The organism is Enterobacter cloacae complex sp. 394F7, assembly GCF_057320385.1.
In genome coordinates, this window is the sequence record NZ_JBXWCS010000007.1 from 69277 (window position 1) to 93044 (window position 23768).

24 protein-coding genes are annotated in these 23768 nt (G+C 52.1%); 15 read left to right on the forward strand and 9 right to left on the reverse strand.

Translation table 11 applies throughout. The features are described from left to right. The first annotated feature begins 40 nt into the window (after positions 1-40). Positions 41-2005: a peptidase U32 family protein gene (locus AC2FAK_RS12005; RefSeq protein WP_038419401.1), complete on the forward strand. Its 1965-nt coding sequence runs from the start codon at positions 41-43 to the stop codon at positions 2003-2005. On the opposite strand, the gene AC2FAK_RS12010 is transcribed toward AC2FAK_RS12005, so the two are convergent. Beyond that, positions 2006-2236 carry a DUF2554 family protein gene (locus AC2FAK_RS12010; RefSeq protein ID WP_013096641.1) on the reverse strand — a complete coding sequence of 77 codons (231 nt, stop codon included), beginning with the start codon at positions 2234-2236 and terminating at the stop codon, positions 2006-2008. Between the two features lie 250 nt (positions 2237-2486). Between AC2FAK_RS12010 and AC2FAK_RS12015 the strand changes: the two genes are divergently transcribed. Beyond that, the gene (locus tag AC2FAK_RS12015; RefSeq protein ID WP_023619540.1) at positions 2487-2849 is read left to right on the forward strand and encodes a hypothetical protein; all 363 of its coding nucleotides are present in this window, start codon (positions 2487-2489) and stop codon (positions 2847-2849) included. Positions 2850-3006: 157 nt separating this feature from the next. On the opposite strand, the gene ftrA is transcribed toward AC2FAK_RS12015, so the two are convergent. Then, positions 3007-4008 (reverse strand): transcriptional regulator FtrA, encoded by a 1002-nt coding sequence (gene ftrA / locus AC2FAK_RS12020; RefSeq protein ID WP_047024898.1) that lies wholly within the window; start codon positions 4006-4008, stop codon positions 3007-3009. Positions 4009-4081: 73 nt separating this feature from the next. Between ftrA and AC2FAK_RS12025 the strand changes: the two genes are divergently transcribed. From AC2FAK_RS12025 to zinT, 8 genes are all read left to right on the forward strand, one after another. After that, positions 4082-4495 (forward strand): rhodanese-like domain-containing protein, encoded by a 414-nt coding sequence (locus tag AC2FAK_RS12025; protein ID WP_013096638.1) that lies wholly within the window; start codon positions 4082-4084, stop codon positions 4493-4495. Positions 4496-4651: 156 nt separating this feature from the next. Beyond that, complete coding sequence (locus AC2FAK_RS12030) at positions 4652-5755, forward strand: cobalamin-independent methionine synthase II family protein (protein ID WP_020688608.1); 1104 nt, start codon at positions 4652-4654, stop codon at positions 5753-5755. Between the two features lie 200 nt (positions 5756-5955). Beyond that, positions 5956-7227, forward strand: a complete 1272-nt coding sequence (gene urtA, locus AC2FAK_RS12035) for an urea ABC transporter substrate-binding protein (RefSeq protein WP_095455189.1) — start codon at positions 5956-5958, stop codon at positions 7225-7227. Positions 7228-7251: 24 nt separating this feature from the next. After that, positions 7252-8826, forward strand: a complete 1575-nt coding sequence (urtB, locus tag AC2FAK_RS12040) for an urea ABC transporter permease subunit UrtB (RefSeq protein ID WP_095455190.1) — start codon at positions 7252-7254, stop codon at positions 8824-8826. Further along, entirely contained in the window at positions 8826-9899 is a 1074-nt protein-coding gene (gene urtC, locus AC2FAK_RS12045) for an urea ABC transporter permease subunit UrtC (RefSeq protein WP_058678513.1), read from the forward strand. Before urtB ends, urtC begins: the two co-directional genes overlap by 1 nt. Further along, positions 9899-10696: an urea ABC transporter ATP-binding protein UrtD gene (urtD, locus tag AC2FAK_RS12050; RefSeq protein WP_013096633.1), complete on the forward strand. Its 798-nt coding sequence runs from the start codon at positions 9899-9901 to the stop codon at positions 10694-10696. Before urtC ends, urtD begins: the two co-directional genes overlap by 1 nt. Positions 10697-10705: 9 nt before the next feature. Further along, positions 10706-11404 carry an urea ABC transporter ATP-binding subunit UrtE gene (gene urtE, locus AC2FAK_RS12055; RefSeq protein WP_094084605.1) on the forward strand — a complete coding sequence of 233 codons (699 nt, stop codon included), beginning with the start codon at positions 10706-10708 and terminating at the stop codon, positions 11402-11404. Positions 11405-11457: 53 nt separating this feature from the next. Next, entirely contained in the window at positions 11458-12096 is a 639-nt protein-coding gene (gene zinT, locus AC2FAK_RS12060; RefSeq protein ID WP_013096631.1) for a metal-binding protein ZinT, read from the forward strand. Positions 12097-12142: 46 nt separating this feature from the next. On the opposite strand, the gene ydeE is transcribed toward zinT, so the two are convergent. Then, positions 12143-13360, reverse strand: a complete 1218-nt coding sequence (gene ydeE, locus AC2FAK_RS12065) for an efflux MFS transporter YdeE (RefSeq protein WP_095455191.1) — start codon at positions 13358-13360, stop codon at positions 12143-12145. A 193-nt stretch (positions 13361-13553) separates the two neighbouring features. Between ydeE and eamA the strand changes: the two genes are divergently transcribed. Beyond that, on the forward strand, positions 13554-14453 hold the full coding sequence (eamA, locus tag AC2FAK_RS12070) for an O-acetylserine/cysteine exporter (protein ID WP_095455192.1): 900 nt from the start codon (positions 13554-13556) through the stop codon (positions 14451-14453). 37 nt (positions 14454-14490) lie between these two features. On the opposite strand, the gene marB is transcribed toward eamA, so the two are convergent. The 6 genes from marB to AC2FAK_RS12100 all read right to left on the reverse strand — a co-directional run bounded on the left by marB (position 14491) and on the right by AC2FAK_RS12100 (position 18934). Next, complete coding sequence (gene marB, locus AC2FAK_RS12075; RefSeq protein ID WP_013096628.1) at positions 14491-14709, reverse strand: multiple antibiotic resistance protein MarB; 219 nt, start codon at positions 14707-14709, stop codon at positions 14491-14493. A gap of 32 nt (positions 14710-14741) precedes the next feature. Next, a complete protein-coding gene (gene marA, locus AC2FAK_RS12080) occupies positions 14742-15122 on the reverse strand; it encodes an MDR efflux pump AcrAB transcriptional activator MarA (protein ID WP_008502237.1) in 381 nt (126 codons plus the stop codon). A 20-nt stretch (positions 15123-15142) separates the two neighbouring features. Continuing rightward, a complete protein-coding gene (marR, locus tag AC2FAK_RS12085) occupies positions 15143-15577 on the reverse strand; it encodes a multiple antibiotic resistance transcriptional regulator MarR (RefSeq protein ID WP_013096627.1) in 435 nt (144 codons plus the stop codon). A 160-nt stretch (positions 15578-15737) separates the two neighbouring features. Then, a complete protein-coding gene (locus AC2FAK_RS12090; protein ID WP_095455193.1) occupies positions 15738-17234 on the reverse strand; it encodes a sulfatase in 1497 nt (498 codons plus the stop codon). Positions 17235-17243: 9 nt separating this feature from the next. Then, positions 17244-17567, reverse strand: coding sequence for a PTS sugar transporter subunit IIB (locus AC2FAK_RS12095; RefSeq protein ID WP_095455194.1), 324 nt, complete (start codon positions 17565-17567; stop codon positions 17244-17246). A gap of 23 nt (positions 17568-17590) precedes the next feature. Beyond that, entirely contained in the window at positions 17591-18934 is a 1344-nt protein-coding gene (locus tag AC2FAK_RS12100) for a PTS sugar transporter subunit IIC (RefSeq protein WP_038980661.1), read from the reverse strand. Positions 18935-19381: 447 nt separating this feature from the next. On the opposite strand from AC2FAK_RS12100, the gene AC2FAK_RS12105 reads away from it, so the two are divergent. The 4 genes from AC2FAK_RS12105 to AC2FAK_RS12120 all read left to right on the forward strand — a co-directional run bounded on the left by AC2FAK_RS12105 (position 19382) and on the right by AC2FAK_RS12120 (position 23744). Then, the gene (locus tag AC2FAK_RS12105; protein WP_095455195.1) at positions 19382-20791 is read left to right on the forward strand and encodes an aryl-sulfate sulfotransferase; all 1410 of its coding nucleotides are present in this window, start codon (positions 19382-19384) and stop codon (positions 20789-20791) included. A 93-nt stretch (positions 20792-20884) separates the two neighbouring features. Next, the gene (locus AC2FAK_RS12110; RefSeq protein WP_095455196.1) at positions 20885-21967 is read left to right on the forward strand and encodes an anaerobic sulfatase maturase; all 1083 of its coding nucleotides are present in this window, start codon (positions 20885-20887) and stop codon (positions 21965-21967) included. An 83-nt stretch (positions 21968-22050) separates the two neighbouring features. After that, positions 22051-22716, forward strand: coding sequence for a MarC family NAAT transporter (locus AC2FAK_RS12115; protein WP_013096626.1), 666 nt, complete (start codon positions 22051-22053; stop codon positions 22714-22716). A 185-nt stretch (positions 22717-22901) separates the two neighbouring features. Next, a complete protein-coding gene (locus tag AC2FAK_RS12120) occupies positions 22902-23744 on the forward strand; it encodes a lysozyme inhibitor LprI family protein (protein ID WP_040020866.1) in 843 nt (280 codons plus the stop codon). Positions 23745-23768: the final 24 nt, after the last annotated feature.

Consider the following 23768-nt stretch of genomic DNA (forward strand, 5'->3'; position numbering starts at 1 on the left):
CAATAGCCGCCATTTTGACCATAACGGATAACGACGAAGTATGCGCCTGCAATCCCATCATCTTGAACTTTTAAGCCCGGCCCGCGATGCCGCCATCGCCCGTGAAGCGATCCTTCATGGGGCTGATGCCGTCTACATTGGCGGTCCTGGCTTCGGTGCCCGCCATAACGCCAGCAACAGCCTGAGCGATATTGCCGAGCTGGTGCCGTTCGCCCACCGTTTTGGGGCGAAAGTGTTCGTGACCCTGAACACCATTCTGCATGATGATGAACTGGAGCCTGCGCAACGTCTGATTACCGATCTCTACCAGACCGGCGTGGATGCCCTGATTGTTCAGGACATGGGCGTACTGGAACTGGATATTCCGCCAATTGAACTGCACGCCAGTACCCAGTGCGATATTCGCACCGTGGAGAAGGCGAAGTTTCTCTCCGATGCGGGCTTTTCCCAGATCGTGCTGGCCCGCGAGCTGAACCTGAATCAAATCCGCGATATTCACCAGGCGACGGATGCCACCATTGAGTTCTTTATCCACGGTGCGCTGTGCGTGGCGTATTCCGGGCAGTGCAATATCTCCCACGCGCAGACTGGCCGCAGCGCCAACCGCGGAGACTGCTCTCAGGCCTGCCGTCTGCCGTATACCCTGAAAGACGATCAGGGCCGCGTGGTCGCCTTCGAAAAACACCTGCTGTCCATGAAGGACAACGATCAAACCGCCAACCTGGGCGCGCTGATTGATGCCGGTGTGCGTTCCTTCAAGATTGAAGGGCGCTACAAAGACATGAGCTACGTGAAGAACATTACCGCCCATTATCGTCAGATGCTGGACGCCATTATTGAAGATCGCGGTGACCTGGCGCGCGCGTCTGCCGGTCGCACCGAGCATTTCTTTATTCCGTCGACGGATAAAACCTTCCACCGCGGCAGCACGGACTACTTCGTCAATGCCCGTAAAGGCGATATTGGCGCGTTTGATTCACCGAAGTTTATCGGTTTACCGGTGGGTGAGGTGCTGAAGGTCGCCAAAGATTATCTCGACGTGTCGGTGACCGAACCGCTGGCGAACGGGGATGGTCTGAACGTGATGATCAAACGTGAAGTCGTGGGCTTCCGTGCTAATACGGTGGAAAAGACCGGTGAAAACCGCTATCGCGTCTGGCCAAACGAGATGCCTGCCGATCTCTATAAAGCACGTCCTAACGCTGCGCTGAACCGTAACCTTGACCACAACTGGCAGCAGGCGCTGCTGAAAACCTCCAGCGAGCGTCGCATTGCGGTGGATATCGAGTTAGGTGGCTGGGAAGAGCAGCTGATCCTGACCATGACCTGTGAAGACGGCATCAGCGTCACGCATACCCTCGACGGTCTGTTTGAGGTGGCGAACAATGCAGAAAAAGCCCTCAACAGCCTGAAGGATGGCGTGGCGAAGCTGGGACAGACCATTTACTATGCGCGCAACATTGCGGTAAATCTGCCGGATGCGCTGTTCGTACCAAATAGCCTGCTGAACCAGTTCCGCCGGGAAACGGCAGAGATGCTGGATGACGCGCGACTGGCGAATTATCCGCGCGGCAGCCGTAAGGCGGAAACCGTGCCAGCGCCCGTTTACCCCGAGTCGCATTTATCGTTCCTGGCGAACGTGTATAACCATAAAGCGCGCGAGTTTTATCATCGCCACGGCGTGCAGTTAATTGATGCTGCCTATGAGGCGCACGAAGAGAAGGGTGATGTTCCGGTGATGATCACCAAACATTGTCTGCGTTTTGCCTTTAATCTTTGCCCGAAACAGGCGAAAGGCAATATTAAGAGCTGGAAAGCTACGCCAATGCAGCTGGTGAATGGCGACGAGGTGCTGACCCTCAAATTTGATTGTCGTCCGTGTGAAATGCACGTTATTGGCAAAATGAAAAACCATATTTTCAAAATGCCGCCACCGGGCAGTATTGTTGCCTCCGTGAGCCCCGACGAACTGATGAAAACCCTGCCGAAACGTAAGGGTAATTAATTAACGAAAGTGAGTACCCGGTTTGCGCGATTTTTGCCACAGGTGATGTTCGCGCAAACCCTCTGCTGATTCCTCCGCTGCGCTGCGTAATTCATCACTGTCTGCCTCGTGCCGAAGTTGATGATCAACATTCTTAACCCACAAATATTCATGGCCTTTGTGTCCTGCCATCAGCTGGCCGGAAAACAGGGCGCAGACCAGCATCATAAGCGTTAACCCCTTTTTGAACATGGACTTCCCCTTCACTAAAAATGCCACGCTAGCATGAACGTAGTTTCGTAGGGTTATTATTGGCATTTTCAAATTAGCGCAAAGAATATGTCATGTTGCGCGAACAGGATATATTTTGCGCGTAGTGAGATTTTTCCTAAAAAAGAATTATCTTTGTCATACCCTAAAATTTGGTATCAAAATATGGCAGAGGTTTAAGGATTAATCTTATATAATAAGATTTCTCTGACAAAGGAATGGATCTGATTCAATGAAAAAAGTCATGTCAATAGCGCTTCTGGTGGTTGCCGTTGGGGCTGTTGTAGGTATGAACGTTAACTGGAGTGGCGAACCGGATTATATTCAGTCAGCGGAAGCTCGGGTCGGTTCTTATTTAACCAGCGACTACGGACGCGTGGCGTGTAATAGCAAGCAAATTGATGACGAGCGTTGGGAATTAGGGTGTACCAATCCGTCGAAAAGTAAAACATTCCAGTTTGCTGTTTTCTCAGCAGATAAAGCACCGTATGGCGTCTCGCGTCCATTCTATCTGGAAGCGATTAACGATGATGCAAAACAGAGCGCGGAACAGGGCCTGATGCGCTACCTGCAAATTAATACCAAAGCGGGTTAATGGCTCTGTTTAGCTTTTGTTGAGTTCAGGCATGTTAGGTTGTTATTGATCCGCTGCCCGGCATGGAGTGTCGGGACGTAGACATGAAAATACAAATCTATCCATGCAAGCATTTACCGCCAGATTATGGCGGTTTTTTTTGCCTGCGAACCGGCCATCAGCGTGGCGGGCGGGCAAACTGTTTACGGTACTGGGCAGGGGAAAGCGCGAACTGCTGGCGGAAATGGTGTCGCAGGGTCGCTGCCTGACCAAATCCGGTTTGTTCAGCAATGCTGTCGATGCTGAGACGGCTGCTCTCAAGATAATCTTTTGCCCGCAGGAGTCGTTCATTAAGCAGCCAGCGCGCAGGCGTGGTGCCTGTGGCAGCCTGAAAGCGGCGCAGAAAGGTGCGCTGGCTCATGCCGACGCGACGCGCCAGCGAATCCACGCTGTGAGAAATGCTCAGGTGATTGTGCAGGAAGTCGAACAACTGTCCCAGACGCTGGCTCTCCCGCAGCTGTGCCACCGGGCGACTCAACTGCTGCGGCTGGGAGCCATCCCGGTGGGGAGGAATGACCAGACGGCGCGCGACGCTGTTGGCGGTTTCCATACCGTAATCCCGTCGCACCACGTGCAAACAGAGATCGATGCCTGCCGCGCTTCCTGCAGAGGTCAGAATATCGCCTTCATCCTGATACAACACATCCTCGACCACGCCGATCGCCGGATAACGGGCTTTCAGCGCCTCAATATAGCGCCAGTGGGTGGTGGCTTTACGCCCGTTCAGCAGACCCGACGCGGCCAGAACAAACACCCCGGAACAGATAGAAAGCAGCTGGCAACCGCGCGCATTGGCCCGGCGTAAGGCCTCACAGAGCGCCGCGGGAACAGGCGCATCCATCCCTCGCCAGCCCGGCACAACGATCAGGTCTGCCGATTCCAGCAGATCAAGCCCCCCGTCGGTCAGGATGCGGATCCCACCGGTTGCCCGAAGCTCACCGTCATCAATGCCCGCCACCGCAAAACGATACCATTCGTCGCCCAGCTCGGGACGTGGCAAACCAAAGATTTCCACCGCCACGCCAAATTCAAAGGTACACAAACCGTCATAGGCCAGTACCACCACCTGCGGGCGGGAAACCTGTCTTAAGTTTGTCATCTTTTTGCTGTTTTCTGGCATAAGCGGACGCATTCACGTGATCAATTTCTGGATAGAGTAGTGTTAACACAAACGCCAAAGATGAGGAAGGATCATGAGTTATGTTACTGAATTTCCGGCTGCCGAGCCGCAGGAAGCCGTTACCCATTTTCTGCGTCGCCTGAGCGTCGAAACAGACTGTGCCGATGTGCACCATGCGCTGACGAATAACGAGCAGGACTTTGTGTTGCTGCATGTTGTCGGGAAACCTGAGCAGTTTGCCCGTCGTCATGTGCCCGGCGCGATACATATGCCCTGGAGCCAGATCACCGAGGCGCGCATGGCGCAGTGGCCGGCCGATACGCTGTTCGTGGTGTACTGCGCCGGGCCGCACTGTAACGGCGCGGACAGAGCCGCGCTGAAGCTGGCGCGTCTCGGACTGCCGGTGAAAATCATGATTGGCGGCATCACCGGCTGGGAGGACGAACAGTACGCGTTTGCCAGTAGCGAAACCGCTGCCGCGTTGTGAACATGAATAAATTTCAACTGTCGTGAAATTTTCTCGTTTGCCGGGATACAGCAGGTATGTCATCTTTTTTGGACATTTAGACATCCAGAAGTCTAAAACTTCAAGAGATGAATTATCACTGCTGGCAATTATCGCCGGCAGACAGAGGAGATTTCCATGCAGCGACAGCACGCCCCATACCGCGCCGATGTAGTCGGCAGTTTTTTACGCCCGGATGCCATCAAACTGGCTCGCCAGCAGTTTGCCCGCGGTGAGATTGATGCCGGGCAGCTTCGCGCGGTGGAAGATGACGCGATCCGCCAGGTGGTCGAACAGCAGTGCGCCTGCGGCCTGCACGTGGTCACCGACGGTGAGTTCCGTCGCGCCTGGTGGCACTTCGATTTCTTCGATGGTCTGCAGGGGGTTGAGCGTTACGATTCACAGCAGGGCATTCAGTTCAACGGCGTGCAGACCAAAGCGCACGGCGTGCGCGTCACCGGCAAGCTGGGCTTTGGCGATCATCCGATGCTGGAAGACTTCCGCTACCTGAAAAGCATCAGCGGCAACGCGCAGCCGAAAATGACCATTCCCAGCCCGAGCGTGCTGCACTTCCGTGGCGGTCGCAAAGACATCGATGCGACGGTCTATCCGGATCTGAATGACTATTTTGACGATCTGGCCACCACCTGGCGCGACGCCATCCGGGCCTTTTATGATGCAGGCTGTCGCTATCTGCAGCTGGATGATACCGTCTGGGCCTACCTCTGTTCGGATGACCAGCGTCGTCAGATCCGCGAGCGCGGGGAAGATGCCGATGAGCTGGCGCGTACCTATGCCCGCGTGCTGAACAAGGCGCTGGAAGGAAAACCAGACGATTTGACCATCGGTCTGCATGTCTGTCGCGGTAACTTCCGCTCCACCTGGATTTCCGAAGGCGGCTATGAGCCGGTGGCCCAGGTGCTGTTCGGCACGGTGAACGTCGATGCCTTCTTCCTGGAGTACGACAATGACCGTAGCGGTGATTTCGCACCGCTGCGCTTTGTCCGCCCGGGCAAGCAGCAGGTGGTGCTTGGCCTGATCACCACCAAAAATGGCGAGCTGGAAAACCCTGAAGGGGTGAAAGCGCGCCTGGAGGAGGCGGCCAGATACGTGGCGAAAGAGCAGATCTGCCTCAGCCCGCAGTGCGGTTTTGCCTCCACTGAAGAGGGCAACACCCTGAGTGAAGCCCAGCAGTGGGACAAAGTGCGTCTGGTCACGCAGATCGCCAGCGAAGTCTGGTAATTCCGTCGTCACAGCGCTGCATTATAAAAGTGCAGCGCTGTACCATTCTGAGTCGTTCTCTTTACATCCCGCGTTACACATCCTGCAATAGCACGTTATTCATCCTGGCATCCTTTTTGCTCCTGTTTCGCTGAGACATTTTTCCGCGTCCATGCCGTAACGGACGTCTTCGCACAGCGTTCTTTTTCAGGAGTGAAAATATGCACCGTCGTACATTATTAAAAGCCTTCGCGTTGTCTGCGTCAGTCGTTGCTATGGGGATGAGTTTTGGCGCACAGGCGGCCGAGACCATCAAAGTGGGGATTATGCATTCGCTCTCCGGCACGATGGCGATCTCAGAAACGCCGCTGAAAGATGTCGCCCTGATGACGATTGACGAGATCAACGCCAAAGGCGGGGTGCTGGGTAAAAAACTGGAGCCAGTGGTGGTTGACCCGGCCTCTAACTGGCCGCTGTTTGCTGAAAAAGCGCGTCAGCTGCTGAGCCAGGATAAAGTGGCCGTGGTGTTTGGCTGCTGGACCTCGGTGTCACGTAAATCCGTACTGCCGGTGTTTGAGGAACTGAACGGTCTGCTGTTCTATCCGGTGCAATACGAAGGCGAAGAGATGTCGCCGAACGTCTTCTATACCGGTGCGGCGCCAAACCAGCAGGCCATTCCGGCGGTGGAGTACCTGATGAGCGAAGACGGCGGTAGCGCTAAACGCTTCTTCCTGTTGGGCACGGATTACGTCTACCCGCGAACCACCAACAAGATCCTGCGCGCCTTCCTGCACTCCAAAGGCGTGGAAGACAAAGATATCGAAGAGGTCTACACCCCGTTCGGACACAGTGACTACCAGACCATCGTCGCCAACATCAAGAAATTCTCCGCAGGCGGTAAAACCGCGGTGGTCTCCACCATCAACGGCGATTCTAACGTCCCGTTCTACAAAGAACTGGCTAACCAGGGGCTGAAAGCAACCGATGTCCCGGTAGTGGCGTTTTCCGTTGGCGAAGAGGAGCTGCGCGGGATTGACACCAAACCGCTGGTCGGCAACCTGGCCGCGTGGAACTACTTCGAGTCCGTTGATAACCCGACCAACCAGGCCTTCGTGGCGGACTATAAAGCCTATGCCAAAGCCCATAAGCTGCCTAACGCCGATACCGTAGTCACCAACGACCCGATGGAAGCCACCTATGTTGGGATCCACATGTGGGCGCAGGCGGTAGAGAAAGCAGGCACCACCGACGTGGATAAAGTGCGCGCGGCCATGGCCGGACAGTCCTTTAAGGCACCCTCCGGCTTTACGCTCACCATGGATGCCACCAACCATCACCTGCATAAGCCGGTCATGATCGGTGAAATCGAAGGTAACGGTCAGTTTAACGTGGTCTGGCAGACGGAAGAGCCGGTACGCGCCCAGCCGTGGAGCCCGTTCATCGCCGGGAATGATAAAAAGCCCGATCAGCCGATGAAGACCGCCAGCAACTAAGCCATTACTGCAGGGAGAAAAGTCATGAACGCCATGCGCATGATGATCGCTATTGTATGGCTTACCGGACTGCTGCCAGGGATGGCGCAGGCATCGGATGCCGATCAATTTGTTGCCGCCAGCCGCAGCCAGCAGGCGGATATGCTGACCCGCTGGGCTCTCGCGCCGGATGCCGCAAGACTGCCGTTACTGCAGGCGCTGCAAAACGAAAATCTGTTTGCCGACAGCCAGAAACATGCCTTTGCGCGACGCAATGGCGAGATGGTGGCGCTGGGAGATTCCCCTGCTGCAGAAGGGCAAACCAAAGCCGTACGCCTGACCAACCGTCTGCGGGTGCTGGCCGCCACGGCCAACGCTACGCATCAGCTTATCAGTGACAACGTCACGCAGCGGCGTGCCGCCGCGCGCCAGTTACAGCGGGATGCGCAGCCGGAAATGATCGGCCTCCTGCAAACGCGGGTAAGCAGTGAAACGGACGATGTGGCGCGCCAGTCGCTGCTGCTGGCGCTGGCTAATCTCCAGCTCGCCAGCCCACAGGCTGACGTGCGTCTTCAGGCTATTGAACTGCTCGGGCAATCTGACGACCCGGACGTGCCATCCCGACTCATGCCATATACCCAGACGCAAACCGAACCGGATGCCCGCGTACGTGCCGCCGCCGGGGAGAGCCTGAGCCAAATCCAGCACCGTCTGATGTGGGGCGATCTCCTCGGGCAGGCGTTTATGGGGCTGTCGCTGGGCTCGGTCCTGCTGCTGGCGGCGCTGGGGCTGGCGATCACCTATGGGCTGCTGGGTGTCATCAACATGGCGCACGGCGAGATGCTGATGCTTGGGGCGTACGCCACGTGGATGGTTCAGCAGATCATGGCCAGCGTCACGCCTCAGTGGCTGGCGCTGTATCCGGTTGTCGCGCTGCCCATCGCATTCTGCCTGACCGCCGGCATCGGGATGATCCTGGAACGCACCGTGATCCGCCATCTCTACGGTCGTCCGCTGGAGACATTACTCGCCACCTGGGGTATCAGCCTGATGCTGATCCAGCTGGTACGCATGACGTTTGGCGCGCAGAACCTGGAGGTGGCAAACCCGGCCTGGCTGTCCGGCGGGGTGCAGGTGTTTGCCAACCTGACGCTACCGTGGAACCGCATTGTGGTATTGGGCTTTGTGCTGATGGTGCTGTTCTTCACCTGGCTGGTCCTGAATAAAACCCGTCTCGGCCTGAATGTGCGTGCGGTAACGCAAAACCGCAGCATGGCGGCCTGTTGCGGGGTGCCGACCGGACGTGTCGATATGCTGGCGTTTGGTCTGGGCTCCGGCATTGCCGGTTTAGGCGGCGTGGCGCTCTCCCAGTTGGGTAACGTCGGGCCGGAACTGGGCCAGGGTTACATTATCGACTCCTTCCTGGTGGTGGTTCTTGGCGGTGTCGGACAGCTGGCAGGGAGCGTGGCGGCGGCGTTTGGCCTTGGGATCTTCAACAAAATTCTTGAGCCGCAGATGGGGGCAGTGCTGGGCAAAATCGTCATTCTGATGGCCATCATTCTGTTTATTCAGAAGCGTCCGCAGGGATTGTTTGCGCTGAAAGGGAGGGTCACTGACTGATGAGCCAGCCACTTACCTTAAAACTGGCGCGAAAAGCGCCACGCACAACGCAGATTGCAGGCAGCCTGCTGGTGGCGTGTTTGCTGATATTGCCGTTCTTTGCGATGTTGCCCGCCACCCATCCGCTGGCGCTGTCGACCTGGATGCTGACGCTGCTCGGCAAAATCCTGTGCTACGCCATCGTTGCGGTGGCGCTCGATCTGGTATGGGGATATGCCGGTATGCTCTCGCTGGGCCACGGGATCTTCTTCGCCCTGGGCGGATACGCCATGGGGATGTACCTGATGCGCGAGGCCGCGGGCGATGGGCTGCCCGCATTTATGTCGTTTCTCTCCTGGAGCGAACTGCCGTGGTTCTGGTGGGGAACCCAGCACTTTGCCTGGGCGCTGGTACTGATTGTGATGGTGCCGGGGCTGCTGGCGCTGGTGTTTGGCTGGTTTGCCTTTCGCTCAAAAATCAAAGGGGTTTATTTCTCGATCATGACGCAGGCCCTGACGTACGCGGGAATGTTGCTGTTCTTTCGCAACGAAACCGGGTTTGGTGGCAATAACGGTTTTACCGGTTTTACCACGTTGCTGGGGTTCTCCATCACCGCGACCACGACACGTATCGCGCTGTTTCTGGCGACCGTCATGTTGCTGCTCCTCACGCTTGGCATCGGCATTGCCCTCGCCAGAAGCAAGTTTGGCCGTATTCTCACCGCCGTGCGCGACGCTGAAAACCGCCTGACGTTTTGCGGCTACGATCCGAAGGGATTTAAGCTGCTGGTATGGACGCTTTCCGCCATGCTGTGTGGCCTGGCGGGAGCGCTCTATGTGCCGCAGGTCGGGATTATTAACCCCGGTGAAATGTCGCCGACCAACTCCATTGAGGCCGCCATCTGGGTAGCGCTGGGCGGCCGCGGCACGCTGGTTGGCCCGGTCATTGGTGCGGCGCTGGTGAACGGCGCGAAGAGTTTCTTCACCGTCGCAATGCCGGAATACTGGCAGCTGTTTCTCGGGCTGATTTTTATTGCGGTTACGCTGTTTTTACCGCGCGGCGTCTACGGCCTGTTTCGTAAGGGAGAGAAATAATGCAGCCAGCAGAAGGATTATTCACTCGCCAGCTGCCCGGGGATCGCTATCGCGAGCAGACGGACCCGGTGCTGCAGCTGGATAAGATCAACGTCAACTTCGATGGGTTTCAGGCGCTGACGGATCTCACGCTGAACATCGGCGTGGGGGAGTTGCGCTGCGTGATTGGGCCAAACGGCGCGGGAAAAACCACGCTGATGGACGTGATCACCGGCAAAACGCGGCCAAAAAGCGGTAAAGCCGTTTATGACCAGTCGGTAGATCTGACCCAGCTTGAGCCCGCCGCCATTGCGCGCCAGGGGATTGGCCGCAAGTTTCAGAAACCGACGGTATTTGAGGCTTTGACGGTATGGGAAAACCTTGAGATTGCCATGAAAACCGACAAGTCCGTCTGGGCAAGCCTGCGGGCCAAACTCAACGGCGAACAGCGCGATCGCATTGATGAGATGCTGGTCCTGCTGCGGCTCGCCGGTGAACGCGACCGCCGCGCCGGACTGCTTTCGCACGGACAAAAACAGTTCCTCGAGATCGGAATGCTGCTGGTCCAGGATCCGCATCTGCTGTTGCTGGACGAACCCGCCGCCGGGATGACGGACGCGGAGACCGAGTACACCGCCGAGCTTTTCCGGACCCTGGCAGGCAAGCACTCGTTGATGGTGGTTGAGCATGACATGGGGTTTGTTGAAACCATTGCCGATCGCGTGACCGTACTGCATCAGGGACAGGTGCTGGCAGAAGGCTCGCTTCGCGAGGTGCAGGCCAACGAGCAGGTAATTGAAGTCTATCTGGGACGCTAAGGAGCCTTGATGTTACAGGTTAACGAACTGAATCAATACTACGGTGGAAGTCATATTCTGCGCGGCGTGAGCTTTGAGGCCATCACCGGCGAAGTGACCTGCCTGCTGGGGCGCAATGGCGTGGGTAAAACCACGCTGCTGAAGTGTCTGATGGGGCTGATCCCGGCGAAAACGGGTGAGGTTATCTGGCAGGGGAAAAAGATCACCCACAACAAGCCGCACCAGCGGGTGCAGTCTGGCGTGGCGTATGTACCGCAGGGACGTGAGATTTTCCCGCGCTTAACCGTGGAAGAGAATCTGCTCATGGGGCTCTCGCGCTTCTCAGCCCGCGAAGCAAAACATGTCCCGGAGGAAATCTGGCAGCTTTTCCCGGTATTAAAAGAGATGAAGCATCGACGCGGAGGCGATCTCTCTGGCGGACAACAGCAGCAGCTGGCGATAGGCCGCGCCCTGGCGAGCCGTCCGCAGCTGCTGATCCTCGATGAACCTACCGAAGGCATTCAGCCCTCGGTAATCAAAGAGATTGGCCACGTGATCCGCCAGCTTGCAGACCGGGGGGACATGGCGATCCTGCTTGTGGAGCAGTTTTATGACTTTGCGGCAGCGCTGGCAGACAGCTATCTGCTCATGTCTCGCGGCACCATTATCCAGCGAGGACGGGGAGAAAAAATGGAGCAGGAGGGCGTTCGCGGACAGGTTGCGATCTGAAATGTTATAATATAACATCCTCATTCTTATAAAAACGGAGTGAGGATACTGTTGTGGCTGCACATATTGGAAAATTTGCGATGACTCTGGGGGCGCTGCTGGTCAGCGGCCAGCTGTTTGCCCACTCACACGGTCACCAGATGACCGAAGCGGAGCAAAAGGCGGCAAACGGCGTGTTTGCGGATAAAGACGTTAAGGACCGGAAACTGTCCGACTGGGACGGCACCTGGCAGTCCGTTTATCCCTTCCTGCTGGATGGCTCGCTGGATCCGGTCTTCAGAAAGAAGGCGCAGAAGGACAATAAAACGTTCGACGAGATCAAAGCCTATTACCGCACGGGGTACGCCACCGATGTGGAGGCTATCGGCATCGAAAATAACGTCATGGAATTCCATAAAGGTAAAGAGGTCAGCCGCTGTCAGTATGATTACAGCGGCTACAAAATTCTGACCTACGCGTCAGGCAAAAAAGGTGTTCGCTATCTGTTTGAGTGTAAGGACGCGGGCAGCAAGGCACCGAAGTTTGTTCAGTTCAGCGACCACACCATTGCGCCAAAAGCCTCATCCCACTTCCACATCTTTATGGGCAATACTTCCCACGAGGCACTGCTGAAAGAGATGGATAACTGGCCGACCTATTATCCAAACGAGATGTACAAAGAGCAGGTGGTGGAGGAGATGCTGCACCACTAGGCTGTTGCTGTTGCCGGGTGGCGGCTACGCCTTACCCGGCCTGCGATCAGGGTTTTGTAGGTCGGGTAAGCGCAGCGCTACCCGACACGCAATCTTCACGCTTCACGCTCATTCCACGCAGGATCATCAGCCAGGCAATGACGATAGCCGCCATCATAATCATAAACAGCGACCAGTGCGGCAAATGGGTCAGGATGATGCCGGTGATCATCGGGTTGGCCGCCGCGCCGAGCCAGCCCAGCGCCTGAGCGGAGAAGTAGCTTGCTTTCATACCCGGCGGGGCGATGTTGTCGATCAGCATATATTCACCCGGTGCATAAATAATCTCACCCAGCGTAAAGATGGCGGCGGCGATGCCCCAATAAATCAGGTTTTCTCCGGAGATCATAAAGCCACCCAGCCCCACGATAAAAAACAGGGTGGCGGCCGTCATCAACGGGCGAATATTGCTGGCAGAGATTTTGCGTCCGAGTGCGTACTGCAGCGTCACCACCACGGCGGCATTGACGGGCAGAACCACGGCGACCACCTTTTCGGCGAAATCACTGTCTGCATGCGCGGCCAGGACATACTGCGAAATACAGCTCGCGAACGACCCGCCGACGTATGACGCGAGCAGGCCAGAGAGCGTATACCAGAACAGCGCGCGGTCTTTCAGCAAAACCGACGGCTGCCACGTTGTCTTCTGCTCCACGATATCTAACGCAATGCTTTTTTGCACAAAGAAGTGGATAAACCCCAGCGGCAGAGCGGCACAGAACGCGGCCAGCCAGAACGGCAGCTGCAGGCTGTACATCACCAGAAACGTGCCAAGAGGCGGCCCGATCGTCCAGCCGATGTTCAAAAAACTGTAGTTCAGCGAAAAAACGCGGGCTTTTTCACTGGAGGTCAGCACCTCGGAGAACCAGGCTTTCAGCACCGTCGAGAACACAGAATAGGCACAGTTGATTAACGAAAAGAACAGCACCACCAGGGTGACGTTATTGACCAGCGGGATCGCCACAAAACCGGCGATAAACGCCACAATCGCGATCAGCATGTAGCGCTTTTTATCGAACTTATCGGCCAGAATGCCAAACCCCAGGCTGAATACCACGCCGATGGTCAAGGCGATGGTCAGGGCATAACCAATATTCTCGACGCTCATGTTAAACACGCGCGTGAGATAAATAGTCATAAACGGCAGCGTGGCGCCACGACCGATGGTTAATAACAATGACGATGCCAGCAGCGCTGCGGTTGAGCGCCTGAGAGATGGTTTCATATTCCTGCCCGACAAATGCTTATGCTTTTTATAGTGTGTCCTAAAAGGAGTATCACGACATAAGAGGCTTGTATAGCGCCCAATTTATCCGTAAGTGCTTCAACTGCCTGCCAGAATTAATGATCTTCTCGCGGCGCACTTTTTTCTGTTACCTTGAAGTGTTAACAAATTATTAATAAATCAGGGGCAGGGTATGACGCGTAAAGACGGATTGCTGGCACTGCTGGTGGTCATCGTATGGGGACTTAATTTTGTGGTCATCAAAGTGGGGTTGCATAACATGCCCCCGCTGATGTTGGCCGGTTTGCGCTTTATGCTGGTCGCCTTCCCGGCACTGTTCTTTGTTGCCCGCCCGAAAATTCCGTTTACCTTGCTGCTGGGTTATGGCCTGACCATCAGCTTTGGCCAGTTTGCGTTTCTGTTTTGTGCCATCAAATTCGGGATGCCGGCCGGGCTGGCCTCGCTGGTGCTGCAGGCGCAGGCGTTCTTCACCATCATTCTTGGTGCGTTTGTTTTTGGCGAGCGTTTACAGGGCAAACAGCTGGCGGGGATCACTCTGGCCGTGTTTGGCGTGCTGGTGCTGATTGAGGCCAGCCTGAACGGTCAGCATGTGGCGTTACTGGGCTTTATGCTGACGCTGGCAGCGGGGCTGAGCTGGGCCTGCGGCAATATTTTCAACAAGCTGATCATGCAGCATGAAACACGCCCGCAGGTCATGTCGCTGGTGGTCTGGAGCGCGCTGATCCCGATTGTGCCGTTTATGATGGCCTCGCTGATTTTTGATGGCCCGGCGGTGATGCTGACGAGTCTGGTTGAAATCGATCTCACCACTATTCTGTCACTGGTCTACCTGGCGTTTGTCGCCACCATTATCGGGTACGGGATCTGGGGTTCTCTGCTGGGGCGCTACGAAACCTGGCGCGTGGCGCCGTTATCGCTGCTGGTGCCGGTTGTCGGGCTGGCGAGCGCTGCAATTTTGCTGGACGAAAAGCTGAGTGCATTACAGCTGCTCGGCGCGGTGCTGATCATGGCCGGGCTGTATATCAACGTGTTTGGCTTACGCGTGCGTCGGGCGGCGCGAGTGCGGAATTAGGGCAGAAAAAAGCCCCGCATCGGCGGGGCAAAACGAATCAGAAGCCGTGCTGATTATAATAAGGCACGCCTAATTCGTCGGATTTGTCGCTACCAGACCCCATGTGGTTGAAATCATAAGGGGACTGGCTATGTGCTGACGGCAAAATCATCGTGTCATGATTATTTTGCTGCGTTGCACGAGGGGGTTGCTCCGCGAAGGTCTGGCTGGAAAAGAGCACCAGCAAGGCGAGGGCGGCGGAGGCGGTAACGTTCATGATTTCCTCGGTTACGTCTTTACAGGCGATGATTAACTACAATGTTTTAGCGGATAAAGGTATCGGGATTCACCCGGCACGCTGGTGATACGATACTTATGAGGCGGCACGTCGAAGTAGTTCTTAAACGTACGCGTCAGGGTCTGTTGCGATTCAAACCCGTATCGCTCCGCCAGATAAAGGATCGGTTCATTGCTTTCTTTCAGTTTTTGGGCAATTTCCGTCAGCTTGCGGCTGCGAATATATTGACCTAATGAATGACCGGTCTCTTTTTTAAACATCCGTTGCAGGTGCCATTTGGAGTAACCTGAACGCTCAGACACTTTTTCAAGGGAGAGCGGCGATTCCAGGTTATCTTCGATCCAGTCCAAAATGCTATGAATGGTGATAGCGTCAGTATTGCGTCTGGACATCGTCATACCTCTTTTTCTGTTTACGGCAGTATTTTCTTAAGCAAAAGCTCAAGCGTTGCCACTTCCTCTGCCGTTAAGTTTTTTGTTAGTTCCTGATGCAGTGTTTGTCCTACTAATTGATGACATTGTTCACACATATCCGCACCGTCGCTGGTGAGTGTCACCAGGACGCCGCGCTTGTCATTCGGGTTAGGGCTTCGTTCTATCCATCCTTTACAGACGAGACGATCCAGCATGCGGGTCAGCGCGCCCAGATCGACAGAGAGCACCTTTTTTAACTCAACCGGGGTGATACACACCTGGCAGCGAATGGAGCACAGCACTTTAAACTGCGTTGCGGTGATATCCAGCGGCGACAGATAGTCATTCAGCAGGCGGTCTTTTTTCTGATTAACCAGATGAATAAGACGACCCAGCGGAACAACGTCGTTGAAGATATCACTGGTGCTTTTCACAATGGTTGCCCTGGCAAGTAGTTTAGTCACGGCAGATATTATTGCTCAGGCAAGTATAAGTCAACTGAATGGATCTGCGGATGCCACGAATTGCTAAAACGTTTCATTCATGTTGCGGAGGAGTTGACTGACACCCCTGGATGCCAGTCAACGAGGGAGGTTATACATCTGCAGGATAGGGTAGACCAAGCCGCTCAAACTGCTCAGCAGGCGCGTCGTTTTCAATAAGCAGACGAATGAGCAAGGCTATCATTCGCGCTTCCGTCGTGGGATCGTCCAGAGGTGATTCTTGCTGCGGGTCGGTCTGGAGATCGAACAACAAATTTCCGCTTTGGTTAACACCTTTGTATTTTTCTTTTGCCGGGATCCGCAGCGTTTGCAATCCCTTCGTGAAGCTGAAGGGGGCGGCAAGAGAAAGGTGCTTGAGTTCTTCTATATTGTAACGGGTGTTCATCTTAGCTGGCATCAGGGTGTAGTTGGCAATTCGATCTTCAAGGCCAGGCACGGCCGCTCGCATATACACATAGCGGCCATCAGTTACGTTCACATGACCGCTAAAGACGCCAAACAACGCGGCTTCTCGTACTGGTTTATCAGTATCGACTGTCTCTGCAAGAGGTAAACCCTGCATATCTTCAGGGATGGGGAGATTGAAATAATCCAGCACAGTGGGTGCCCAGTCGATCATCTGTACCAGCGCATCGCGTTCAACGGCCTGTTGCCGGATGCGTGGATCCCAGATAAACAGAGGATTGTTTGCCACTTCGTTATAGTACGGCATCTGATTCTTCGCCCACCAGCCGTGTTCTCCCAGCAGGAAACCGTGATCGGTACCCACAATCAACAATGTGTCATGCCAGAGATCGCATTTATCCATCATATCAAGCAGGCGCCCCAGGTTGCGGTCGCACATAGAAAGCAGGGCACGGTACTGGCATCTGATATGCTGAACGGCTTCTGGACTCTCCTCAACTTTACCCCGGGGCCAGTCGTAATGCGGACCAGTCCATTCATCCTGATAAAGTGCCAGGTACTCATCGGGGCTATGAAACGGTTCGTGAGGATCGAAGGTTTCGATTTGAAGTAACCAGTTATCCTGATGTTGGTTTTTCTCGATGAAATCGCAGCCCGCATCAAAGACCCGTGTTTGCGGGAAATCTGCTTCCTGCTGAATATACTCCCGATTAGCCCAGTCGTGACGCCACAGGCCTGAAACACCACCGCCGGTCTGTTTCTGAGGAACGCGCAAAACGTCAGGTATGGCAGGGTCGCCGACGCAGCCTTTCCAGTGATCGCCTTCCTGACCGCGAATAATCTCCCATGAGCTGTAACGATTGTGATAGTTACCGCCACCGTCTTCCCAGTAATGAAGATGATCGCTGATTAAGTGTGTATAAATTCCCGCTTCTTTAAGCAGTTCAGGCAGAGAATCGTCAAAGGGCTCCAGCGGTCCCCACTCCCGGTGCAGAAAATTATAACGTCCGGTATGCAACTCACGGCGAGCAGGCATACAGGGCATACTGCCAACGTAGCTGTTGTTGAACATTGCGCAGTGCTCAGCCAGACGCTGAAAATTAGGTGCCTGTGTTACCGGGTCGCCATACGGGGGAAGGTAATGTTTGTTAAGACTATCGAAAAGCAAAATGATCGCTTTCATGTTGATCCTTTAACTGACCTTGATGAGATGGGGAAAGTGCTTTTCAATGACTTCGGTAATTTGTTTACCTATGGTTTCACCATCCATAATATTTTCAATCGGAATAAGATATTGGCCTTCTGATGGATCCAGACTTACAACATCCACCAGTTTTTTGGAAATAGCATAAATATCTGCCCATTCTGCATAGCCGCCGACCTCACCCGCCGCTGTATGTTTCATTTCGTATTCAAAATGACAGTTAGCCAGAGCTTTTTTAACGACGATTTGCAACATGACACTACTGCCAACGCCATAGCCACACACGAACAGAATGTTGATTTTACTTTTCATATACACGTCCTTTCAGGAGGGGGTTAGGCCGCATAGGGGCCAAGGTTGAATGTGAGTGCGATATATTTCAGAATTTCACAGATAGCTGGCCATAAGGTTGCCCAGTCGAAAATACCTGTCCAGCCAACGCCTTCCGCTGCTAAACCCGTCAGCGGAATAGCCCATACGGTGCCAAATGTCTGAATTATGCCAAGCAGGAAGGTGCTGATTATTACGGAGCGGTATCCCCCCATGCGGTTTGCTAATACACCAATAGGGCCGCCTGAGAAAAATAGCGGAACAAAACCCGGTAGTACCATGATGGGACTCTGCGTGAACAGCAAAACGCCCATCGCGAAAATTGTGCCAAAGGTACAAAATATAAAACCCAATGTTGCAGCATTCGGAGAGAAAGGAAGCAATGCAGCAACATCCACGGCGGGGATTGCATTCGGTATAAAACGATCCTGCCAACCTTTAAAGGAGGCATTGATCTCACCGACCATCATTCTCACGCCTTGCAGCAGGATCACCATATACATAGAGAACTGAAGGCCAAGGTTGATAATATAAATATACCAGGGTTTACCTTTCGCCATGATCTGTACGTTCTCAATACCCGTTGACAGCAGGAAACCGCCAACAAAAAGGGTCATGACAATCGCAATTGCAGTCACGTTATGGTTAAAAATAGCCAACCAGCCCGGAAGTTTGAGATTCTCGGCGTCATGTTTTTCTGGATCGCCAAACTTATGCGCAAATAACGAGAAAAACCAAATACCAAGCATCTGGTTGTGGGCAATGGTAAAACCGGCATTGTTAGTTATTTTTGCCACCGGTTTCACAATCAGGGTCGTCGCAAAAGCCCAGAACAAACCCGTCAACACACCAGCGATAATGATGGAGGGTACCCAGCCCAGACCGAGCCAAAATACGATAAGCCAGAGTACAGCCTGAGAGTGTGAAACCCCGGTATTTCCGGTTAAGAATATCCCCTTAACACGGGTGTAACGGCCAAATAAAACGAGAAGAAGGTTTGTAAAAAAAGCCAGTACGAAAACATACCCCACAAAGCCAAAATTATCCCCAAGGGCAATTTGGGTTGCCGCTTTCATGGCATAGGAATCCATTAAATAGCCATGAATGCCATACGATTGACTAACGGCTTCTGCGACGGGTTTAAACGTTGCGGAAAACTGAAATCCGCCAAAAAGCACCATCATCAACCCCACCATGGCACTGATCATGCCGGTAATAATTTTGATCGGCGGCTTTTTATCTAAAATATAGCCGAGACCCACAAGGAGCCCGATCAAAATAGCAGGTTCAGTAAGAAAAGATTGTATTACGTTAATCACGTCTGAAAACATAGTCGGGTTAGCCTCCATGATATCGTCTGCTCAATCTGGGCAAAGCGATACACGTAAAAAATATTATTTTGCAGAGCAGCCACTTTTGAAACCCGCGACACTCATCCGATGAAAACATAATCACTGTAGTAATCATAAAAACTCATTTGAAGATCGTTTTTGATTTTATGTGATTTAATTTGCAAAAATAATGAGTATATTTTTTGTGATTATTAATCAGCGCATGAGATTTGTTGTTTAAATTTTATTGTACGCGTGAATTTATAGTGGTTTTTACATATCAAAAATCAATTGATAACGATCATAAAAGCGGCTGAAATATATGGTTGTTGTATGTTTAATGGCTTGGTTATTGCGCATTTAAATGTGTTCTTTTTTGCGTGTTTGCTCACAACATCTCCTAATGTAGCGGTATAGGGTACATATTCATTTTTTATTATTTGATGTGATAAGGAGTTAACAATCATGGAATATGAGATAATAGTAAACCCTTATGGGCAAAATATGCTGAGTGCATTACTGAGGACCGATATTTCAACTGCTGTTCGCTATAACTATACTGTTTTTGGAAAAACGGCTAATGCAGATTTTAGCTACAGCAATGAAGAATATCACGTTTCACCTGAAATTATCATTGTCGGTTTATATGCAGACTATATTAACAGTGTAAAATTAACGGTCACTACCGAAACGGGAGAGAGCGAAACGATCTCGTTAACGATTGATACAAGCGAAATGGATTATGGTAATGTTCCGCTGAAACTGACGGTAAATATTTTTGATGAGGTAATGGCGAAAAATACTCTTGGTTCGGGGTGGTTTGTTACAAGTTCCTGGAATGGCTATGATATTAATGGCGATTTGCGTATTACAGGATTGTTTCCCTGGATGTATGGAAATTTAAAAATCATTGATGGTTCGCTCTGGTCTGCGCGCGCTAGTGAAACATATGATCCTGATAAGCATGCATTTGCGCCTAATCTGTATCGCATTAATCTTGCGGGAAAAATAAGTCAGACGCTTGTTGCCCCTGAAGGTTATGGCTTCCATCATGATATCACGACGGATAACAAGGGTAATCTCTTTATCCTTGGGTCAATTCTGGATAACTGGGATGATGAGCATAAGCTAGAGTCTATAATATTTAAATATGACCTTGCCAGTGGAACATTACTCTGGCAACGAGATTATTCTAAGGAGTTTGCCGGAGCGACGGTACTCGATAACACAGACACCAACGATGTTCATTTTAATAGCCTTGAGTATGTTCCTGAAACTAATCAGTTGATTGTTAATTCTCGTTCAAGTTGTACGATACTGGGACTTAATATTGAGTCGGGCGATCCCGAATGGATTATCGATAACCCCGCCTTTCCGGTCCTCGACAGCGAAATTAACCTCAAGGTCATTAATGAAGAACAGTTTAAATACACAAATGGAGAACACGCTGTGTTTTTGACAGCTAATAAGAAATATGAGGCTTTTCGAGGAGATAATAAGTTCGTAATTTCCATGTTCAACAATAACTCATGTGCTGATGCGCAAGGCAATGAACTGGTCAGAATCATTGAATCAGAGCCCGTTACCTACACCTCTGCGGCACTCGATTCTCTGCCCACTGTTTTTGCAGTTGATCTAAACGAATTTAGCGTTCAAAGATTAGACCAATTCTCATTTGAGGGGCAACGCAGCGAATTAACATCTTCTGTTTTCGATACCGGTAATGATTACTACAACGTTTATTTTGGTGCTGAGCAGTCATTTTTTGTTTTTGATACGGATAACAATACCGGCGTTACGATTTATAACATTGATACAGGTTTAGGCTATCGTGGCAGGATATTTAGCCACGAAGAATTATGCTCGCTTATCTGAGTGTCGCAGGCTTACCCATGCCTGTGCATGGGGTAAGCCTTTTAAAATGCATGACATTTTACAGGGAGTCGTTAAATGTTGGGATGTCAGGTTATGACCAAACCAGCCAGCTCACGTTGTAATCTTGATTGTCAGTATTGCTTTTATATTGCTAAACCACCGCGTCCAGTAATGAGTGAAGCGACGTTAGAATGCTTTATTAAACAGTACATCAGTGCGCAGACCGGGCCTGATGTTCATTTTGCCTGGCAGGGAGGGGAGCCAACCCTGTGTGGTCTGGATTTCTTTCGCTTGGTGGTGGAATTACAGCGACGTTATGGTGAAGGCAAACGTATTACAAATGCCTTTCAAACCAATGGGATGTTGCTTACCGATAACTGGTGTCGTTTCTTTCAGCAGCATCACTGGCTGGTGGGAATCTCGCTGGATGGACCTGAGGATTTACATAATGCGTTGCGGGTAAATCGTCAGGGTAGAGGGACGTATCATAAGGTGATGGCGGCAATCAAAAGGCTGCGTTGCCACCGTGTTTCATTCAATATTCTGACCGTGGTTAATCGATGTAACTGTCGACACCCGGAGCGGGTGTACAGATCCTTGCGCAGTCTGGGGACGCCGTTTCTCCAGTTTATTCCACTGGTTGATAAAGAGAACCCGCAGGCCATTTCCGGCCCTGAATGGGGGCATTTTTTGAAGCGGGTTTTTGATATCTGGGTTCAGGAAGATATTGGCCAGGTTTTTGTACAACTTTTTGATTCAACACTGGGGGTCTGGAGAGGGTATCCATCCCAGCTGTGTGCACTTTCACAAACGTGTGGACATGCTTTTGCTCTGGAAGCGAATGGCGATGTTTACCAGTGCGATCACTTTGTTGAACCTGCCCATCTGTTGGGCAATATTCATCGTAAGCCGCTATCTGCGCTTAATAGCCATAAGGATGCTGTCGCTTTTGGCAGACAAAAGTTAACCACCCTGGCAGAAGAATGTCATCGTTGTTCGGTGCGTGCTTTTTGTCACGGTGACTGCCCACGGCATCGCGAGGAGGGGAAAAGCGTGCTATGCAGCGGTTATCAGGACTTTTTCCGTTATTCAGCCCCTTATATGCAGGCGATGCGCAATTTGATCCAACAGCAACGCTCACCCTCAGAGCTAATGCGCCATCTGAAGCGACAATAATCCTTACGATGTGCTGATGGCTGAAACGCGTCGTTTCACCCTATAATTCTGGAGTTGAAAAAGGATAAGGACAACGACGCACTATGTTGGATTTGATAAAAGCAATTGGTCTTGGGCTGGTGGTATTGCTGCCGTTGGCCAACCCGTTAACGACGGTAGCGCTTTTCCTCGGGCTGGCAGGGAATATGAACAGCGCGGAGCGCAATCATCAGTCGATGATGGCCTCAGTGTATGTGTTCGCCATCATGATGGTGGCTTACTACGCCGGTCAGCTGGTGATGAATACCTTCGGGATTTCCATCCCGGGTCTGCGTATCGCCGGGGGGCTGATTGTGGCCTTTATCGGTTTCCGCATGCTGTTTCCGGCACAAAAAGCGCATGAATCGCCTGAAGCGAAGAGCAAATCCGAAGAGCTGGAGACCGAACCGAGTGCGAATATCGCCTTTGTACCGCTAGCCATGCCGAGCACGGCAGGGCCAGGGACCATTGCGATGATCATCAGTTCTGCCTCAACGGTACGTGACGGCACTACGTTTCCGGACTGGGTCGTGACCGTAGCGCCACCGCTGATATTTGCACTGATCGGCATTATTGTGTGGGCATCGTTGCGCAGTTCCGGGGCAATTATGCGCTGGGTCGGCAAAGGCGGTATCGAGGCGATTTCCCGTCTGATGGGGTTCTTGCTGGTATGTATGGGCGTGCAGTTTATTATTAACGGAGTGCTGGAGATTATTAAGACTTACCACTGAGGTCATTGCCGGGTGGCGCTGCGCTTACCCGGCCTACGCCTATATCGATAATTCATGTGAATATAAATCAATTCTGAAAATTATTTCTTTCACTTATTTCTGAGTTAAAAAAGCGCTGCCTTGCTTGCCGCGTGTTACCACTTAAAGTAACGTACTGCACTCATTTCTTCTCAGGATATATGAATATGCGTGCTAAAACGTCTCTTATTGCTTTAAGTTCTTTGTTTCTTGCATTAAATGCCAACGCTGGTCTGTTCGATTCAACACCTGATTTTAAATGCGGTCGTGAGGACGCGATTTCTGCTACGCAGTCGAAAATCAGAAATGATGCGGTTAGTAAACTACAGAAAACATATATCTCTTCACCTTCGAAATTCTATGGCAAACCGCTTAAGGATTACATTGCTAAAGTGAATGAGATCGGGCTTGTTTTAGAAAACGTCACCACAAAAACCAATCAAGATAATAAAGCGATACTTAGCTGTAATGCTAAAGTTTCACTCACCGTGCCAGCAGATATCATGAGCTACATTGGATCCCATCCGAACCAACTGGGAGGGATAACTAACGGCGATGGTAAAATTCTTAACAACAGCGTTCAGTGGGACAAATTTGTCTATTCAATGTCCCTGGCCGATAACGGTAAAGATATTTCTGTTTCATATGAATACGGAAACAGGGATTATGTTTCTGAATCATTGGCTGGTGTAACAATTCTTATTATGAATAAAAACGACCTCGAGAAGGACGAACTCATCAGTAAATTAAATAATGCCAAATATATTTTTGCTGATAGCGATCAACGTCTGAACGATCTCTGGAAGCAACTTCCGGCTTCTGTTAAAACCTCAATGAAAAAAGAACAGAATGCCTGGATTAACGAAAAAGCAAAAAAATGCGGAAAAATTAGCGACGCATCATCAGAACAAACGCCGCTCTCTGTCAGAACCGACATCTATACTTGCCAGACTAAAATGACCGACGACAGATACTATTATTTGGGTGGCAGTGAAGAAGCGGAATATTAATGCAGGACGCAATTTAATTTCACA

Bases quoted from the DNA above. Each gene is read 5' to 3' on its own strand.
- urtC (WP_058678513.1), top strand. From the start codon at position 8,826: ATGAGCCAGCCACTTACCTTAAAACTGGCGCGAAAAGCGCCACGCACA.
- AC2FAK_RS12115 (WP_013096626.1), top strand. From the start codon at position 22,051: ATGTTGGATTTGATAAAAGCAATTGGTCTTGGGCTGGTGGTATTGCTG.
- urtE (WP_094084605.1), top strand. From the start codon at position 10,706: ATGTTACAGGTTAACGAACTGAATCAATACTACGGTGGAAGTCATATT.
- AC2FAK_RS12090 (WP_095455193.1), bottom strand. From the start codon at position 17,234: ATGAAAGCGATCATTTTGCTTTTCGATAGTCTTAACAAACATTACCTT.
- AC2FAK_RS12105 (WP_095455195.1), top strand. From the start codon at position 19,382: ATGGAATATGAGATAATAGTAAACCCTTATGGGCAAAATATGCTGAGT.
- ydeE (WP_095455191.1), bottom strand. From the start codon at position 13,360: ATGAAACCATCTCTCAGGCGCTCAACCGCAGCGCTGCTGGCATCGTCA.
- urtB (WP_095455190.1), top strand. From the start codon at position 7,252: ATGAACGCCATGCGCATGATGATCGCTATTGTATGGCTTACCGGACTG.
- AC2FAK_RS12100 (WP_038980661.1), bottom strand. From the start codon at position 18,934: ATGGAGGCTAACCCGACTATGTTTTCAGACGTGATTAACGTAATACAA.
- AC2FAK_RS12005 (WP_038419401.1), top strand. From the start codon at position 41: ATGCGCCTGCAATCCCATCATCTTGAACTTTTAAGCCCGGCCCGCGAT.
- AC2FAK_RS12025 (WP_013096638.1), top strand. From the start codon at position 4,082: ATGAGTTATGTTACTGAATTTCCGGCTGCCGAGCCGCAGGAAGCCGTT.
- marA (WP_008502237.1), bottom strand. From the start codon at position 15,122: ATGTCCAGACGCAATACTGACGCTATCACCATTCATAGCATTTTGGAC.
- AC2FAK_RS12015 (WP_023619540.1), top strand. From the start codon at position 2,487: ATGAAAAAAGTCATGTCAATAGCGCTTCTGGTGGTTGCCGTTGGGGCT.
- AC2FAK_RS12010 (WP_013096641.1), bottom strand. From the start codon at position 2,236: ATGTTCAAAAAGGGGTTAACGCTTATGATGCTGGTCTGCGCCCTGTTT.
- marB (WP_013096628.1), bottom strand. From the start codon at position 14,709: ATGAACGTTACCGCCTCCGCCGCCCTCGCCTTGCTGGTGCTCTTTTCC.
- AC2FAK_RS12030 (WP_020688608.1), top strand. From the start codon at position 4,652: ATGCAGCGACAGCACGCCCCATACCGCGCCGATGTAGTCGGCAGTTTT.
- AC2FAK_RS12095 (WP_095455194.1), bottom strand. From the start codon at position 17,567: ATGAAAAGTAAAATCAACATTCTGTTCGTGTGTGGCTATGGCGTTGGC.
- urtD (WP_013096633.1), top strand. From the start codon at position 9,899: ATGCAGCCAGCAGAAGGATTATTCACTCGCCAGCTGCCCGGGGATCGC.
- AC2FAK_RS12110 (WP_095455196.1), top strand. From the start codon at position 20,885: ATGACCAAACCAGCCAGCTCACGTTGTAATCTTGATTGTCAGTATTGC.
- AC2FAK_RS12120 (WP_040020866.1), top strand. From the start codon at position 22,902: ATGCGTGCTAAAACGTCTCTTATTGCTTTAAGTTCTTTGTTTCTTGCA.
- eamA (WP_095455192.1), top strand. From the start codon at position 13,554: ATGACGCGTAAAGACGGATTGCTGGCACTGCTGGTGGTCATCGTATGG.
- ftrA (WP_047024898.1), bottom strand. From the start codon at position 4,008: ATGCCAGAAAACAGCAAAAAGATGACAAACTTAAGACAGGTTTCCCGC.
- urtA (WP_095455189.1), top strand. From the start codon at position 5,956: ATGCACCGTCGTACATTATTAAAAGCCTTCGCGTTGTCTGCGTCAGTC.